This window comes from Mesorhizobium sp. WSM3859, assembly GCF_002295065.1.
Classification (GTDB): domain Bacteria; phylum Pseudomonadota; class Alphaproteobacteria; order Rhizobiales; family Rhizobiaceae; genus Mesorhizobium.
In genome coordinates this window covers 51,595-65,192 of the sequence record NZ_NSGG01000017.1, presented here as the reverse complement: position 1 = coordinate 65,192, position 13,598 = coordinate 51,595, and the positions used below count along the sequence as shown (strand labels likewise).

Genomic DNA, 13,598 nt, shown 5'->3' with positions numbered 1-13,598 from the left:
TGGAGAAGGTCGGGCTTTGCCCGGCCTTTTTTGATTAAGGAGATGACCATGAAGTCGCTACCGGATACCGGCCTGTTCAAGCCGGTCCCATCCCGTACGGAAGCCAAGACCGACACGACCTCTCGGGTCGCTCGGCAGATTCAGGACCTGGAAGCAAAGGAGAGGGCGGCCAAGACCGAGCGGTTGCGCGCCGCCAGGCTGGCGCAGGAAGCCGAAGCGCCAGTGGTGCTGCCAAGGAAGACCGCTGCGAAGCGCCCAAAGAAGAGGTGAGCGGGCGTAGCGCCTCTCCCCAGGGGCGCTGCTAGCATTGTTTCATCTGCAGGACCTCGATGGTGATATCGCCGGCGGACGTGCGCCCATCCAGCATTTTTTCGAGGTATTTGCGATTCTCGGACCCAAGGACCTCCGGCAGGTCGAGCGCCGTCAGGGCCTCGTCGTCGAACTCGATCGGCGCCCCGTAGAGCTGTGATACCTCCATCACCAGGCTTTCGATGTCCTCGCGGGCGATGTTCTCGGCCAGATTATCCAACCTGATCTCTTCGGAAAGTCGGATGATGTTGACGATACCCTTGGTCCGCAAGGCCTGTTGGACCTTGTGGTGGGCGTCGTCGCGCAACCGGATGGAAAATCGTCGGAACATGGACCTGCCTCCTTCCTGGAGGTTATCCCTCGAGTGCCACCATGCGCCCGGTGGTCACGGATTGCAAGCAAAAAAGCCAGAAAGCGGCAAGAAAATCAATAAGTTAGCATAGAACAACAAATGTGATTTCGGCGCATCGTTGGTATCGTTAGCTTGTGCCGTCTTTCACAGCTTGGTCATTCTTGACGTCTTATGCAACAAACCCTACTTCTACTCACAATGAGGCACTTACTCATTCGTAGTGTTTTGTCTGTCAAGGAGGCAGGCGATGGCTGACCTGGAACGACCGCAAAGGTTGCAGATCATGCTGACCGACGAGGAGTTGGCGGCACTGGAGAACTGGCGTTTCGAAAAACGCATGCCGAGCCGTTCGGCCGCGGTCCGCGAACTTTTGCGAAGGGGGTTGTTGTCCGATGGGTTCCTCACCGCGAATGCGGGCGTGAAATCCCAGGATTTCGGCGTGATATCCTCGGACAGCGTGGCCGGCGACGGCCCTATCAATTCCAAGCCGTGATCCGATGCGATCCGGCCCTCAACAAATTGCTTATCCTCGACAAATAGCCGCCCCTCGACAAATTGCCTTGACGCCGGCCGGCCCTAGCTAATGTCCATGAACAGATCCGGGGGGACTATCCGACAGGGCCCGAATGCCGACGCGCGCCTCGCGGCGATCGTCGATTCGTCTTACGACGCCATCATCGGCAAGGATCTCAACAGCATCATCACCGATTGGAACCATGCGGCCGAGCGCATGTTCGGCTACAGCGCCGAGGAGGTGATAGGCCAGTCGATTCTGATCTTGATCCCCGAGCACATGCACAACGAGGAAACCGAGATCATTGGCCGTATCCGCCGGGGTGAAGGCGTGGGGAGTCTCGAGACGACGCGCAAGCGCAAGGACGGCTCGCTGATCGCCGTATCGATCACCGTCTCTCCCATCAGGAACAACGCGGGCGAGATCGTCGGCGCCTCGCAGATCGCCCGCGATATCACCGCCGCCAAGGAAAGCGAGCGCCGCATCCGGCTCCTGATGCGCGAGGTCAACCACCGCGTGAAGAACCAGTTCGCGGTGATCCTGTCGATGGTCAGGGAGACCAGCAAGCGCTCGACCGATCCTGCTGAGTTCGAGCAGATGATCCGCGCGCGCATCATGGCGCTGTCGCGCTCGCACGACCTTCTGGTCACCTCGGAATGGGCCGGCGCCAGCCTGTTCGACCTTGTCCAGGAGCATTTGAAGCCCTTCGGCCACGAGGAGCGCATTTCGCTGTCCGGCCCGCTGTTGACGCTGCAGTCGAATGCGGTCCAGAATCTCGGCATGGCCTTCCATGAGCTCGGCACCAATTCCTCCAAATATGGCGCTCTTGCCGCCGACGGCGGCCATGTGGAAATCACCTGGAAAGTCGAGACGGGACCGAATGCGCGGCGGCGGTTTCATCTTCTGTGGCAGGAGACATCCGGCGCGGCCGGAATTGGGGCCGCGCAAAAGACCGGCAAGGAGAACGGGGCCGGCGAACGCAAGGGCTTCGGCACTGTGGTGCTGCAGCGGGTGGCTCCGCAGTCGCTGAGCGGTTCTTCCAGTCTCGAACGCTCGCCCGGCAGTTTGAAATGGGCGCTCGACGCGCCGCTCGAGGCGATCATCGTCCCGCAGCTCGGCACCGATGCCGACAGCGACATCAGTGTTTGAGACGCCGGGTCCAGGCGGTGACGGGCTTTATTTTCTCAAGACAGGAACGATTCCAGTCGACCAATGGTTAATTTCGGCCGTCCGCACCTTGCAGAGGCATACGGACGTTTGGGAGTGACCATCGCGCTTTCGCCCGGAACACAGGGGAGGCGCGTATGCCCTTCAAAGATTCTTCTCGCGTCTATATGCACGCGCCAGCTTCAACCGCATTGCAGCTCGGCCAGCGGGTTATCCGTAAAGACAGCCCCGAAGGCGGTACGGTCGTTGAGACCACTGCCACCCAGATCAAAGTTAAATGGGATCGCGGCAGGACCAGCTATTACCGCCGCGGCGCGGAAGGCAACGTGCTGGCCGCGCCGGCTATGGAATGATGGGAACCGCCGTGGCGTGCCCGACCTATCTCAGTTCCGACGATCTCGACATGCTGACCAGGATATTCGCAAACCATTGTCAGGCCTTTGGCATTGCGGCCGGGCCGGAACAGGATGACGTGGCGCGGCTTATCATGCGGCTGTTCATCAGCGGGATAGATGATGCCAACTATATAAGAGCCGCGCTGGCATCGAGGCCGGTTCACTAGGCCTGGTTCACCCGTCATGCTTGTACAATCGCCGTTCTTCGTAACGCCGGCGATGCGCTGCCTCCGCGCCGACACGGAGAGCGACTTCAGCGTTTGAGGGCTCGGGTCTGGGCGTGCCAATTGACCGATCTCAACGCCGGCGCCGATTTATCGAGGACATATGCCCGGTTCGTCCCGGTCTCGCTCGGCGCGACATGTGTCGGCACGCCGCCAGGCTCGTCCAGCATCGGCGGCGGGGCGCCGCTTCCGCGGTTGCCGGCCATCGAAGCCGGCTCGCCGCACTCCCAGAACAAGCTTGCGATCTCAACGAGCGCCAGCACCCAAAACGGGCTTGTGATCTCAATGCCAGCGCGCAGAGCGCGAGGAGCTTTCCCATGCCTTGCACGTAGGGAGCCGCCGCGTTGCGCGCAACCGATCCCCTCCGCACACCTCCTTGCAGAGCGGTAAAAGCGTAATTACATCAATAACGAGCGTGCAATGTCCACGCGGATACAGTTGCTTTGGCCAAGCTTCATCTATGGAGGTTGTCATGGCAATGATGGAAGCAAGAAAGAGCCTGGACTGGATCACTCTGGTCCTCGCGATCTGCCTGTTCATCTTACCTTGGGTCATCGGATTCACCGCGGCGATGGTGCCTGCGTGGAACGCCTGGATCGTCGGCGTTCTGCTCGGCGCGCTGGCGCTGGCGACGCTTTCGGTGTTCGCCGAGTGGGAAGAATGGGTAAGCGCGGTCCTCGGGCTCTGGCTGATCGTGTCGCCTTGGCTCCTGGGCTTTGCGGCTGACACGAATGTCATGGCCACGCATGTCGTCCTCGGCGTGCTGGTGGTCGTGGCTTCGGCCTGGGCCGTCTGGGACTTCCGTCATCCTCACGCGCATGCGTGAGCGGTGATCGGTCGGGAGCCCGCCGCGCGAGCGGCGAGCTCCTGCTCCGCGCCGAAACATATCAGGGCATCGGGCTGACCGGCGGCAGGCGTCTTCACGCAATTGCTGCAACTGGAAAGTTTTTCGTGCATTCTTGGGAATGGCCTCGATGCTCAACCCCGACACCCCCGCCAAATGCTGCTCCTATTGCGGCGGCCGCGACCACGATTTCGAGGAGTGCCCGAAGCGCAAGGCCGACGCCGAGAAGGAAGAGGCGGCGCGGGTGGCCGGCTCCAAGCCTCCGCTCGCCAGCACTCAGGGATCAGCGCTAGGGCTTTGGGCGTGGGAAGAATCATCCGGCAACAGCGGCGCTAGGTCGCCTAGGGTTTCTCCATGTCATCGGGTCATTGTCTCTGCGAGGGCGTACTCTATGAAATTGCGGGTGAGCTTGCCCAGCCTATAGCTTGTCACTGCACCCAATGCGCGCGCACGAGCGGCAACTTCGCGGCCATGGCGGCCTGTCGTACAGTGGATCTTCGACTGTTGTCCTCGTCCACTCTCCGTTGGTACCGCTCGTCAGACAAAGCCGAACGGGGCTTCTGCTCGCGCTGCGGCAGCAACCTGTTCTGGCGGGCGGCTCCAGGCAGTGAAACCTTCGTCGCTGCCGGAACCCTTGACCCTCCGACAGGTCTGCGCCTCAGCAAGCATATTTTCGTCGGCTCGAAATCCGATTTTTATAATCTAACCGACGGCCTTCCCCAGGAGCAGGAGGGTTAAAGCATGTCTCCCGAAAGTGGCAACCGGTTCCGGGATAAGACGCGCAAAATCAAAGTCCTAAAGCGCATGGAGCGAATCCGAACGATCGCGACGCGCTTTAGGATCATTCGCGGGGCGCGATGATGGCAGACCCTCGCCAATTAAGTGACCGGCGCCCGTTGCCTGTTGGGGTGGATGTCCCGGCGCCGGCCCAGCGAATCGGAGTTCGCCGATCATCAAAGTGAGCTGTCTGGGCGGGCTCCGCGACCTCAAATTCTGACAGTGCACAGGCTTATTTTAGCGTTGCTGCATCTTTTTTAAATGACGTTAGGCCTGCTGGCAGATCGGCGGGCGACCTTCAGTGCAGGGGTTATCAGTCCCCATCGGCGATCGCCGAACCTGTCAGTGGGCCGGCTCTCAAATTTTAATGCGGCTGCTATCCGTTCGTCTCACAATGGCACATGTCGAATTACAGGTTCGAGGTCGTCCGAAACGGGCAGTGCCTGGGTGATGCCTGGGTCGATCTCGACACTTTGAGCGAGATGCGACGAGAAGCGCTCAAGGCTCTGCACGACATCGCGGTCGACGAAATGGCTTCAAGCGACCTGGATGAAACGGTGACCGTGTCCGTCCATGATGAAGTCGGCAGGCGTGTCTATTCTGCTACGCTCAGCGTCTCCCAGACGTTGCCGGCAATATACCACCCTGGTCGCTAGCCAGCGGCTGGTCGCTTATTTTAGTTAGGACTAACAAAAGTTATCGCCAAGCTTCGCACAGCCCGGTCATTGTTGGAGTTCTCCGCTCCCCTCGAAGCGGAGGATGGGAGGAGCCAGCCTTTAGCTGGCGGGCAAAAAGGCAGGCCACTTGGCCCGTTGCGCGGACCGCGGGCCGCTGCGACGGGCCAAGGTCGTTTGACCCAATAAAGGCGGTCCATGTCGCCTGCTTGTTGACCTTTCTGACTTACGCATAGCCCTGACTTTTTCTGGGATGATCGAAGACCAGGCGTCGAGCCGGTCTATACTCGCGGCGGGGTACGCGGGTGGCGGATGTCGTCTTAATACGAAGCGGTGCGAAGCCTGCCGGGCGCGTCTCGGCCGGCCGCTTGCGGTTGTTCGCCTTCATGGCGATCGCGGGCTTCATGATCCCCGGTCCGGCCGCGGAGCAGATCTTCGGGGTACAATCGCCGTGGCTGCGTTCCTGGACCATGTTCAGCGCGATCGGGCTGGACGTCATCGACGCGTCCTTCGAAATCCGCCGGCCCGACGGCGCGCTTGTCCCGCTCGACCGGTTCGAGATGCTCGGCGCACCTCGCAACGGCAGGCTGAAGTGGATCCAGAACCGCGAGGAACTGGCTTCCGTCATCAAGCGGCTCTGCGCGGCCGCCGGGCAGGGCGCCGACGTCCGCGTCCGCGCCCGGCTGGGCACGCGCGGCGGCTGGCAGACGATCCATACCGATGCCGAAAATGCCTGCGCCGACTGACGCCATCGCCGACTGGCGTCCAACGCAGGCCATGGCGGCGCGCTTCGCCGGCTGGGCGGCCGGCACGGAAGGCTCGTCGCGTTCGTCCGCCTTGATCCGCATCGGCCTGGCGGTCCTGTTCTGGTCGCGCTGGGCGGGCGAGCTGCTGCTCTATATGGACCAGTCGCCGGCCGGCCTGTTTCTCGCCGCCAATTTCTTCGTCGCCACGACGCTGCTCTTCGTCGGCTATCACAGCCGCCTCGCCGCTGTCTGGACCGGCTCGGTCGGGCTGGCGATGTACTATTACTTCGGCTTCGAGCTCGGCCGCGAGCCTTGGACCCACCACCATACACTTATCTGCTGGCGGTCGCGGCGCTTCTGATCGCGCTCACCCCTTGCGACCGCTCCTATTCGCTGGACCGCTATTTGGCGGTGACGCGGGCCGAGCGCACGGGTGTTCCGCCGCCGGCCGAGCGCGGCAATCTGTGGGGGCTGCGGCTGATCGTGGTGCAGCTCTCGGTGCTCTATTTCTTCGCCGCCTTCGACAAGTCGAACCACGCTTTTCTGAGCGGCGCGCGACTCGAGCAGATATTCCTCTGGTTTTACGCCGGTTCGGACTATCCGTCCGGCCTTGCCTGGCTCGCCACTCTCGTATCCTTCGGTGTGGTCGCACTCGAATATTGCCTTGCCTTCGGCCTGCCGTTTCGCGCGACAAGGCGCGATCTGGTCCTGCCGGGCCTGGCCTTCCACGCCATCATCTATGTGACGCTGCCGGTCTACACATTCAGCGCCACCATGGCGTTGCTCTATCTCGCTTATTTCGACGCGGACGCCGTCGACAAGGTCATCGCGCTCCAGGGGATCGGATCGGCAGCGACTGCCAAAGGGGAAATTTCGTGAAGCGTGGTTCGTTGGGCGCCGTCGTCATCGCCGCCGGCCTGGCCATGGTCTGCGGCATGGCCCGCGCCGGCGATGCGAGTGACTATTATCCCAAGCGGACATGGGAGTCCTTCGCAGGCGGCCAGATGAACACATCGCTGCTGGTGTTCCGCGACCTCAACAGGAACGGCATCTACGATTTGGGCGACAGGCCGATGTCGCGCGTGGCGGTCGAGTTCGACAGGCCGAACGCCAGCACCATCATGCGATTGACCAATGTCGGCGGCTTCGCCAATTTCCGCATGTCGGTCATGCATCGCGATTTCGAAGTGGTCGACCCCGGGCACTATGCGTTCCACGTCGTGCCGCCGCCAGGCTATTCGGTCACCACCGGCAACGCCTCGCAAGAAAGCGACTATGTCGTTTCGACCGGATCGCCGGGCGACATGATCGCAAAGGCCACGACCCACCCCGTCGGGCTTGCGGCGGATCTGACGATCAGCGGCGCGGTCACCGCCGGGTCTCGCGTTTCGCTCACAGGGCCGGACGGCGTCAGCGCCGCCGCCAAGGTCGGTCCGGACGGGCGGTTCAGCACGCCAGTGACACCCGGCGAATGGCTGGTCGATTTTTCGGCGGGTGGGGCGACTGATCGGCGGCATGTCGTGGTCCGCGCGGCGCCGGTGGTGCTCTCGGCGTTCTCGGGCAAAAGCGGACCGGCCGAGGCGCCGCTGCCCCAGGAGCATGTCGTCGGCTTCGACGACCTGTTGACGTCGCCCGGCGTGTTCGAGGTCCCGTCGGGCTATGGCGGGCTCAACTGGTACAACCTCGTTGCCATGCACCAGCGCTTCACCGACGGCCCGGGCTACGTCAACACCACCATGTCGGGCGAATTCATCGCCTACAACAGCTCAGGCCATCCCGCTCAGGTGTTCAGCGAAAAACCGTTCGATTTCACCGGCGCCTATTTCGGCGCCGGCTGGGACGACGCTGAGGGCGAGACGCTCATCCTCAAGGCCTGGCGGGACGACGAGCCCGCCTATGAGGATCGACTGACGCTGTCGGCCAACGGTCTGGTTTACTTCGCGGCCGACTACAGGCGCATCACGCGGCTCGAGATCCGCACGCAGCATTACTGGCAGGCCGCTATCGACGATTTCGCCTACCGCACCGGCCCGTAGAACGGTTCACCGCGCCGCGCAGGCGGCTGGCCGGAACAGGCTTGAAGGGCGTTGCTTTCTGCCGCTCCGGCGCGCGGCGCTTCAACGTCAAGCGGCGTCAGCAAGACACTCGTGAGGAGGCTCCGCAGGAACGGAGCCCGCCATCCGAATGGCCGGAGTCGTGATGGTCGCCGCCATGGCCGCCGGAACTGCCATTGCCGCCGGAACTGCCGTTACCGCCGTTGCTTCCGCCGTTTCCGGCGTTACCGCCGTTGCTTCCGCCGTTTCCGGCGTTACCGCCGTTGCCGCCACCGTTTCCGGTGCCACCGCCATTGCCGCCACCGTTTCCGGTGCCGCCGCCGCCATTTCCGCCGTTGCCGCCATTCCCGCCGTTGCCGCCATTCCCTCCATTGCCACCGTTGCCGCCATTCCCACCGTTGCCGCCATTGCCACCGTTCCCACCGTTGCCGCCTGCCGCTTGCGCCAGAAGCGCGCGCTTGGCGTCCTGCAGCATGGCTTTCGCATCCGGCTGGTGGAGCCCGTCTCGCGGCTCTGGCAGGACCGACGCGGCGCGGCTCGAAATGGCAGCCGGCAGCAGCATGGTCGATGCCAGAAGCGCCGCCGTCAGCATATTTCTCGGAAAGCAAAGGCGCGCGAAATCGGCCTTCGAGGTGAATTCGAAAATCCGTAAGCCTCGCGCCGGCCGTCGCCGGGCAGCCTTCGCCCTGATCTTCATTGAGATGAAACCTGCCACCGCCGTACCCCCGTCACGACTATAGACAAGTTCGACGCCCGTTCTCGACCATCCCAGAAAAAGTCAGGGCCCGGCGCGCCTTACGGCCGGCGCCAACGGCCCATTCGGTGTGCTCGCCTCACCCCTTCAGCGCACGCGCCGCCGCCTCGGCAAAGGAGATGTCGCCCTTGATTTCGCGCATCGCCATCGAGGTCACCGTGCGGCGCACACCGGGCAGGCGGCTGAGCTCCTCGCGCAGCATGCGGTCGAGCGCCATCATGTCGACGGTGACGATCTGCAGCAGATAGTCGGCTTCACCCGTGGTGGCATAGCAGCGGCGGATCAGCGGATGCGTCTTCACCGCCGCCTCGAAGGCGTCCGACAGCTCGAAGTCGATCGACACCTGGATGAAGGCCTCGATGCCGAAGCCGATCCTGGCCGGGTCGATGCGGGTCGAATAGCCACGGATGACGCCTGCCTCTTCCAGCGCCTTCACGCGCTTCCAGCACGGCGTCTTGCTCAAGCCGACCTCCTCGGCGAGCTCGCCGAAGGAGATGCGCGCATCGCGCTCAAGCGCGGCAACTATTCTGCGGTCCAAGGCATCCAGCACTGTTCGTTCTCCATAGACGCGGCACGATCGATAATCGTCCTTCATTTCACGCAATTTGGATAACAGAAAGGAACAATGTTCAAGCCGGAAGCGCTATCCTTAGGACGGTCAAGAGCAGACGCAAAGAGGATGACCCATGGACAAGACGGACTATCACGCCCGCATCGAGGCGCCCGAGATGCGCGACTACGGCGTCTATCTGAAATGCGACCAGCTGCTCGCCTGCCAGAAGCCGCTCGCCGAGATGGTCAACGCCGACGAATTGCAGTTCCAGATCGTGCACCAGGTCGAGGAGCTGTGGATGAAGCTCATCGCCTATACGCTGGTCGACGTGCTGGATTACCTGGAGAAGCAGGACACGCACCGCATCGTCACGCTGATGGGCCGCGTGCACCGGCTGATGCGCATGATGACGGCGCAGCTCGATCTCCTGGAGACCATGTCGCCCAAGGAGTACCAGCAGATCCGCCTGCAGCTCGGCAATGGCAGCGGCCAGGAATCGCCGGGCTTCAAATTCCTGCTTCGCCTGCCGCCGGACCTTTGGCGGGCCTTCAAGCATGCCTATCTCGACGGCCGCGGGCTGACCGTGGCGGATATCTATGACGAGCATTACGACCATGGCGACGCCTATGTCGTGGCCGAGGCGCTGATCGAGTTCGACGAGCTGTTCCAGAAATTCCGCGCCAACCACCTCTATCTGATCCACCGCTCGATCGGGCTGGGCTCGAAGTCGCTGAAGGGCCGCCCGGTGGAGATGCTGGAAGGCGGCGCCCGCCACCGCTTCTTCCCCGAGCTCTGGGACATACGCTGCGACATGACCGACCGCTGGGGCGCCGAATACGGCACCGTGCGGGACTCGATCAGCCATCCGCGGCACCATTCTCCTTCTCCCCTTGTGGGAGAAGGTGGCCGCGAAGCGGCCGGATGAGGGGTGCTCCAGGGAACGCCGGCGTCTCACTCCGCTGGAACACCCCTCATCCGTCTCGGCGCTGGCGCGCCGATCCACCTTCTCCCACAAGGGGAGAAGGGAAGGGCGGCGCACCTCCCGCCCAACAATTTTCCCATCCCCTGTCGGAACCATCGCCTTTCGTCCGTCCTTGGAGCACATCAACCACTTCAACCGGAGGGACACTCATGGAAACCCAATCGACCTGGCAGACCGTCGCCATTCTCATCGCCCGCCTGATCTTCGCCGCCATGTTCGCGATGGCCGTCGCCTTCAAGTTCATGGATATGGGCGCCACCGCCGGCTACATCGCCGCCGCCGGCTTTCCGTTCCCGCTGTTCCTGGCCTGGTGCGCGGCGATCCTCGAGGCGCTGCTGGTGATTGCTTTTCTCACCGGCGCCTTCATGACGCCGCTGGCGCTGATCGGCGCGGTCTATGTCGTCTTCCTTGGCTTCGCCTTCCACGGCCCGTCGCACTGGGCCGCGGAGCAGGCCGAGTTCGGCGCCTTCATGTCGCATTTCCCCTTCGCCGCCGGCCTGCTCTACGCCGCGGCGCACGGTCCGGGCAGCGTGCTTGCGCTGCGCCAGGGCTGGCCGGGTAGGGCGTGACTTTTCCTTCTCCCCGTTCTACGGCAGGGCTATCGCATATAGGTTTATCGGCGAATACCAACACAAGGCCGTCATCCTCGGGCTTGTCCCGAGGATCTGCCGTCGCACGAGGATAGAGCGCGACCAAGTTCGGGGAGGCCGGTAGATCCTCGGGAAAGCGCGAGGATGACGGCATCGAGGCCTGCAGGTTATCCGAACTCCCAAGCGAAATGTGGTAGTCCTGCCATTCACAGGGAGAAGGTGCCCCGGGGCGGATGGGGGCGGCGCAGCCATCTCAGGCAAGGCGCCATTCCGCAGCCTCACATCTGATCGTTGTACGGCTCCTTCATCTGCCCGACCATGCGCGCCAGCTTGGAGAAGGACGGCATGTCCGCTTCGGGCTGGCACTGGTTGGCAAGCTCGAGCAGGCGGATCGGGAAGTTGACGGCGTCACGGCTCGACGCCGACATGCCTTCCGACCGGTCCTCGCCGGTCTCGACGGCCTCGGCCTTGCGCAGCGCGATGTCGATTTCCTCGACGGTGAGCACACCCTTCTTGACCAGCACATGGTTGATTGCGGCGACGGCCATCAGCAGGCCTTCGAGCTGGAGATTGGCGACGTTCATGGCGTTCCTCCCATTGACCTCGCCACAAGAACGCATGAGCGGCGTTTCCGATCCGGCAGGGGAGGACCCTGCGCGAACTACGCCTCCATCAGCCGCTCGCCATACTCGCCCCAGAGCTGCTTGATCTCGCGGTTGCCGAGCGGCGGCGTCTGGCGGTCGCCGTAGAAGACGGCGACGGCGCTGAGGTCATACTGGCCATCGGCCTGGGCGATGAAGCGGATCGCCTCGCCAAGTGGTCTCGAATGAAAGATCGGATCGGCCTGGCCTCTGCCAAGGCTGCGAACGCCCAAAATGCTTGCAGGCACATGCCGCATCCGAAAGACGGATGCCATGGCAGGTCTGTCCATGCTGCTCTCCGCGATTCCCCAGGGGAATGATCCCATAAGCTCCGGCTAATGACCAGCCCGGGACAACCGGCCACAGCAAAGGCGTGGGGACGACACAACCCTGAAAAGAAAAAAGCCCGGCATCCAACAAAGAAGGCCGGGCGCGCCGGCCCGGCCTTCTTTGCGCGCGGCCGCCGCAAGGCGGCCTTCGCCTACTACCGTTGATCGGCCCGGGAGCCCGGGCCGGAAATGCCTATCTGTGCCAGCGATGCAGCCAGTCCGGCTCGGGATCCGGGTTCCGGCTGATCGCCATGCCCGCCAGCAGCCCGACAAGGCCGCCGATCAGCATGGCCGTCGAGAAGGTGCCCGGATTCTGCTGCACGGTTTCCGAAACGCTTTGCGCCTGCGTGCGCAACTGGCTTGCCGCGCGCGACGCGCGGCCGGAGGCGCCGCTATAGAGGTTCGACGCGCGGTCGGCCGCGCCCTGGTACCAGCCCTGCGCGGTTTCGGCGGCCTCCTCGGCCTGTTCGGAAAGCGCGCGGTTCAGCCGGTTCACCTCGCGCTTCAACTCCGCGATCTGCTTCTTCATCGCGCCTTCGGACGCCCTGGTGGAAGCCGCGTTGCCGCGCGATGCTGCGCCACTGCGCGACGCGCCCCTGCTGCGCGAGGCGGCGTTACGGGAACGCGCTGCGCTGGCCTGGCTGGTGCTCGAGGTGCCGGTGCCGTTCGCGGCGCCACCGCTGCTGCTTTCGTTGTCTGCCATCGGGTTTCTCCTTTTGCCCCTTGCAACGGCCGGAAAGCCGCATGGTTCCGACCGACTTTGCCGAGTCGGTGAAGCCGGCTCCAAGGCAAAAGCCGTGGAGTTGCTCCACGGCCCTTTGCGTGGGAGCGAGTTGCAGGCCTACTTGCCGCAGTTCTTATCGTTGACGTTCGGCTGCACCGTGCTGGCCGTGGTGTTATTGGCATCGCCCTGCGCGCCCTGCGGGCTGTTCGGGCAGTTCCTGTCGGCATTGGAATTCATGTCGCCGCCGGTGATGCTGCCGGTCGTGCCGGTGTCGGGCACCATCTGGTCCGGCGGTGGGGTGGCCGGCGTCCTCGGATCCACGGTGATGGTCTGGCCGCTGCCGGCCGTGCTGTCGGTCGAATTCGCGGTCTGGGCCATCGCTGCTGTGGCGAGGCCGATTGTCAGGGCCGAAGCCGCGAGAATCTTCATAAGCATGATTCTTCTCCTCTGTTGCGAGACGGTTCGTCTCTTCTTCGTCTCTTGCAGGGTCTGTCGCGTTGCGACTGAGGCTGGAACCCGTCGGACCACGGTTGGTTCCGACAAAATTCGTGCGGCTTTTTGGCCGGCGGTTCAATCCTTGGCTGTGGCGGGATGGGGTTCTTCGCCAGCATGTCTCGGAAAAAACAGGGTTTCAATATGATAGGAAAATATGCCTGCAACCTGTTGCCTGGTGAGGGCAGCTATGCTACTATTTTGTCCATGGTGCTGATTTGCGCCAACGACCCGCCGCCAGGCGGGTTTTTCGTCGGTGAACAGAATTCCTGAAGGTTGGCGGGACAGCGCCCCCTCTGTCCTGCCGGACATCTCCCCCAGGGGGAGATCAGATATCGCCTTGGCTTTCGCCAATCGCCAACGTTGCAATGAAGAGCAAGGCGTTGGAACTGCCAATCTCCCCCCTCGTGGGGGAGATGCCCGGCAGGGCAGAGAGGGGCGCGAAGGAACGCAACCTTTCCAACATTCTGCCCGAGG

The 13,598-nt window shown here is 63.0% G+C and carries 22 protein-coding genes; 16 read left to right on the top strand and 6 right to left on the bottom strand.

Translation table 11 applies throughout. The annotated features are described in order from the left end of the window. The first annotated feature begins 48 nt into the window (after positions 1-48). Positions 49-270 (top strand): hypothetical protein, encoded by a 222-nt coding sequence (locus CK230_RS27815; protein ID WP_245430077.1) that lies wholly within the window; start codon positions 49-51, stop codon positions 268-270. Between the two features lie 31 nt (positions 271-301). Here CK230_RS27815 and CK230_RS27810 read toward each other — a convergent pair whose 3' ends face one another. Continuing rightward, positions 302-640: a hypothetical protein gene (locus tag CK230_RS27810; RefSeq protein WP_141246121.1), complete on the bottom strand. Its 339-nt coding sequence runs from the start codon at positions 638-640 to the stop codon at positions 302-304. Between the two features lie 268 nt (positions 641-908). Between CK230_RS27810 and CK230_RS27805 the strand changes: the two genes are divergently transcribed. The 12 genes from CK230_RS27805 to CK230_RS33295 all read left to right on the top strand — a co-directional run bounded on the left by CK230_RS27805 (position 909) and on the right by CK230_RS33295 (position 8,708). Next, on the top strand, positions 909-1,154 hold the full coding sequence (locus tag CK230_RS27805; RefSeq protein WP_095820009.1) for a hypothetical protein: 246 nt from the start codon (positions 909-911) through the stop codon (positions 1,152-1,154). A 96-nt stretch (positions 1,155-1,250) separates the two neighbouring features. Then, complete coding sequence (locus tag CK230_RS27800; protein ID WP_095820071.1) at positions 1,251-2,324, top strand: PAS domain S-box protein; 1,074 nt, start codon at positions 1,251-1,253, stop codon at positions 2,322-2,324. A gap of 155 nt (positions 2,325-2,479) precedes the next feature. Next, positions 2,480-2,695: a hypothetical protein gene (locus CK230_RS27795; RefSeq protein ID WP_095820008.1), complete on the top strand. Its 216-nt coding sequence runs from the start codon at positions 2,480-2,482 to the stop codon at positions 2,693-2,695. Beyond that, positions 2,692-2,904, top strand: a complete 213-nt coding sequence (locus CK230_RS27790) for a hypothetical protein (protein ID WP_095820007.1) — start codon at positions 2,692-2,694, stop codon at positions 2,902-2,904. Before CK230_RS27795 ends, CK230_RS27790 begins: the two co-directional genes overlap by 4 nt. Positions 2,905-3,433: 529 nt before the next feature. Continuing rightward, positions 3,434-3,787, top strand: a complete 354-nt coding sequence (locus CK230_RS27780) for an SPW repeat protein (RefSeq protein ID WP_095820070.1) — start codon at positions 3,434-3,436, stop codon at positions 3,785-3,787. A gap of 372 nt (positions 3,788-4,159) precedes the next feature. After that, a complete protein-coding gene (locus CK230_RS27775; RefSeq protein WP_095820005.1) occupies positions 4,160-4,543 on the top strand; it encodes a GFA family protein in 384 nt (127 codons plus the stop codon). A gap of 440 nt (positions 4,544-4,983) precedes the next feature. Then, complete coding sequence (locus CK230_RS27770) at positions 4,984-5,238, top strand: hypothetical protein (RefSeq protein WP_095820004.1); 255 nt, start codon at positions 4,984-4,986, stop codon at positions 5,236-5,238. Between the two features lie 323 nt (positions 5,239-5,561). Further along, complete coding sequence (locus CK230_RS27765) at positions 5,562-6,002, top strand: hypothetical protein (protein WP_141246120.1); 441 nt, start codon at positions 5,562-5,564, stop codon at positions 6,000-6,002. Then, the gene (locus tag CK230_RS33300; protein ID WP_176480246.1) at positions 5,986-6,363 is read left to right on the top strand and encodes a hypothetical protein; all 378 of its coding nucleotides are present in this window, start codon (positions 5,986-5,988) and stop codon (positions 6,361-6,363) included. The genes CK230_RS27765 and CK230_RS33300 overlap by 17 nt, the downstream gene beginning before the upstream one ends. Further along, on the top strand, positions 6,315-6,881 hold the full coding sequence (locus CK230_RS27760) for an HTTM domain-containing protein (RefSeq protein ID WP_176480245.1): 567 nt from the start codon (positions 6,315-6,317) through the stop codon (positions 6,879-6,881). The genes CK230_RS33300 and CK230_RS27760 overlap by 49 nt, the downstream gene beginning before the upstream one ends. After that, the gene (locus CK230_RS27755; RefSeq protein WP_141246119.1) at positions 6,878-8,038 is read left to right on the top strand and encodes a hypothetical protein; all 1,161 of its coding nucleotides are present in this window, start codon (positions 6,878-6,880) and stop codon (positions 8,036-8,038) included. Before CK230_RS27760 ends, CK230_RS27755 begins: the two co-directional genes overlap by 4 nt. A 148-nt stretch (positions 8,039-8,186) precedes the next feature. Continuing rightward, positions 8,187-8,708, top strand: coding sequence for a hypothetical protein (locus CK230_RS33295; RefSeq protein WP_176480244.1), 522 nt, complete (start codon positions 8,187-8,189; stop codon positions 8,706-8,708). A 181-nt stretch (positions 8,709-8,889) separates the two neighbouring features. Here the strand turns inward: CK230_RS33295 and CK230_RS27745 are convergent, their stop codons facing one another. Next, entirely contained in the window at positions 8,890-9,360 is a 471-nt protein-coding gene (locus tag CK230_RS27745) for an Lrp/AsnC family transcriptional regulator (protein ID WP_095820069.1), read from the bottom strand. A 136-nt stretch (positions 9,361-9,496) separates the two neighbouring features. Between CK230_RS27745 and CK230_RS27740 the strand changes: the two genes are divergently transcribed. After that, positions 9,497-10,288 (top strand): tryptophan 2,3-dioxygenase family protein, encoded by a 792-nt coding sequence (locus CK230_RS27740; RefSeq protein WP_095820000.1) that lies wholly within the window; start codon positions 9,497-9,499, stop codon positions 10,286-10,288. Between the two features lie 206 nt (positions 10,289-10,494). Continuing rightward, complete coding sequence (locus CK230_RS27735) at positions 10,495-10,914, top strand: DoxX family protein (protein WP_095819999.1); 420 nt, start codon at positions 10,495-10,497, stop codon at positions 10,912-10,914. Positions 10,915-11,213: 299 nt separating this feature from the next. On the opposite strand, the gene CK230_RS27730 is transcribed toward CK230_RS27735, so the two are convergent. The 4 genes from CK230_RS27730 to CK230_RS27715 all read right to left on the bottom strand — a co-directional run bounded on the left by CK230_RS27730 (position 11,214) and on the right by CK230_RS27715 (position 13,064). After that, positions 11,214-11,519: a hypothetical protein gene (locus CK230_RS27730; RefSeq protein WP_041009568.1), complete on the bottom strand. Its 306-nt coding sequence runs from the start codon at positions 11,517-11,519 to the stop codon at positions 11,214-11,216. Positions 11,520-11,596: 77 nt separating this feature from the next. Continuing rightward, positions 11,597-11,866, bottom strand: a complete 270-nt coding sequence (locus CK230_RS27725; RefSeq protein WP_095819998.1) for a hypothetical protein — start codon at positions 11,864-11,866, stop codon at positions 11,597-11,599. Positions 11,867-12,098: 232 nt separating this feature from the next. Further along, positions 12,099-12,608 (bottom strand): hypothetical protein, encoded by a 510-nt coding sequence (locus CK230_RS27720; RefSeq protein WP_095819997.1) that lies wholly within the window; start codon positions 12,606-12,608, stop codon positions 12,099-12,101. A gap of 138 nt (positions 12,609-12,746) precedes the next feature. Then, on the bottom strand, positions 12,747-13,064 hold the full coding sequence (locus CK230_RS27715; protein WP_095819996.1) for a hypothetical protein: 318 nt from the start codon (positions 13,062-13,064) through the stop codon (positions 12,747-12,749). A gap of 156 nt (positions 13,065-13,220) precedes the next feature. Here CK230_RS27715 and CK230_RS33290 point away from each other — a divergent pair, with 156 nt between their 5' ends. Next, entirely contained in the window at positions 13,221-13,394 is a 174-nt protein-coding gene (locus CK230_RS33290; protein ID WP_176480242.1) for a hypothetical protein, read from the top strand. Positions 13,395-13,598: the final 204 nt, after the last annotated feature.

Excerpts from the sequence above, each read along its gene's own strand:
- CK230_RS27815 (WP_245430077.1), top strand. The coding sequence starts at position 49 with ATGAAGTCGCTACCGGATACCGGCCTGTTCAAGCCGGTCCCATCCCGT.
- CK230_RS27810 (WP_141246121.1), bottom strand. The coding sequence starts at position 640 with ATGTTCCGACGATTTTCCATCCGGTTGCGCGACGACGCCCACCACAAG.
- CK230_RS27805 (WP_095820009.1), top strand. The coding sequence starts at position 909 with ATGGCTGACCTGGAACGACCGCAAAGGTTGCAGATCATGCTGACCGAC.
- CK230_RS27800 (WP_095820071.1), top strand. The coding sequence starts at position 1,251 with ATGAACAGATCCGGGGGGACTATCCGACAGGGCCCGAATGCCGACGCG.
- CK230_RS27795 (WP_095820008.1), top strand. The coding sequence starts at position 2,480 with ATGCCCTTCAAAGATTCTTCTCGCGTCTATATGCACGCGCCAGCTTCA.
- CK230_RS27790 (WP_095820007.1), top strand. The coding sequence starts at position 2,692 with ATGATGGGAACCGCCGTGGCGTGCCCGACCTATCTCAGTTCCGACGAT.
- CK230_RS27780 (WP_095820070.1), top strand. The coding sequence starts at position 3,434 with ATGGCAATGATGGAAGCAAGAAAGAGCCTGGACTGGATCACTCTGGTC.
- CK230_RS27775 (WP_095820005.1), top strand. The coding sequence starts at position 4,160 with ATGTCATCGGGTCATTGTCTCTGCGAGGGCGTACTCTATGAAATTGCG.
- CK230_RS27770 (WP_095820004.1), top strand. The coding sequence starts at position 4,984 with ATGTCGAATTACAGGTTCGAGGTCGTCCGAAACGGGCAGTGCCTGGGT.
- CK230_RS33300 (WP_176480246.1), top strand. The coding sequence starts at position 5,986 with ATGCCTGCGCCGACTGACGCCATCGCCGACTGGCGTCCAACGCAGGCC.
- CK230_RS33295 (WP_176480244.1), top strand. The coding sequence starts at position 8,187 with ATGGCCGGAGTCGTGATGGTCGCCGCCATGGCCGCCGGAACTGCCATT.
- CK230_RS27740 (WP_095820000.1), top strand. The coding sequence starts at position 9,497 with ATGGACAAGACGGACTATCACGCCCGCATCGAGGCGCCCGAGATGCGC.
- CK230_RS27735 (WP_095819999.1), top strand. The coding sequence starts at position 10,495 with ATGGAAACCCAATCGACCTGGCAGACCGTCGCCATTCTCATCGCCCGC.
- CK230_RS27730 (WP_041009568.1), bottom strand. The coding sequence starts at position 11,519 with ATGAACGTCGCCAATCTCCAGCTCGAAGGCCTGCTGATGGCCGTCGCC.
- CK230_RS27725 (WP_095819998.1), bottom strand. The coding sequence starts at position 11,866 with ATGGACAGACCTGCCATGGCATCCGTCTTTCGGATGCGGCATGTGCCT.
- CK230_RS27720 (WP_095819997.1), bottom strand. The coding sequence starts at position 12,608 with ATGGCAGACAACGAAAGCAGCAGCGGTGGCGCCGCGAACGGCACCGGC.
- CK230_RS27715 (WP_095819996.1), bottom strand. The coding sequence starts at position 13,064 with ATGCTTATGAAGATTCTCGCGGCTTCGGCCCTGACAATCGGCCTCGCC.
- CK230_RS33290 (WP_176480242.1), top strand. The coding sequence starts at position 13,221 with ATGGGGTTCTTCGCCAGCATGTCTCGGAAAAAACAGGGTTTCAATATG.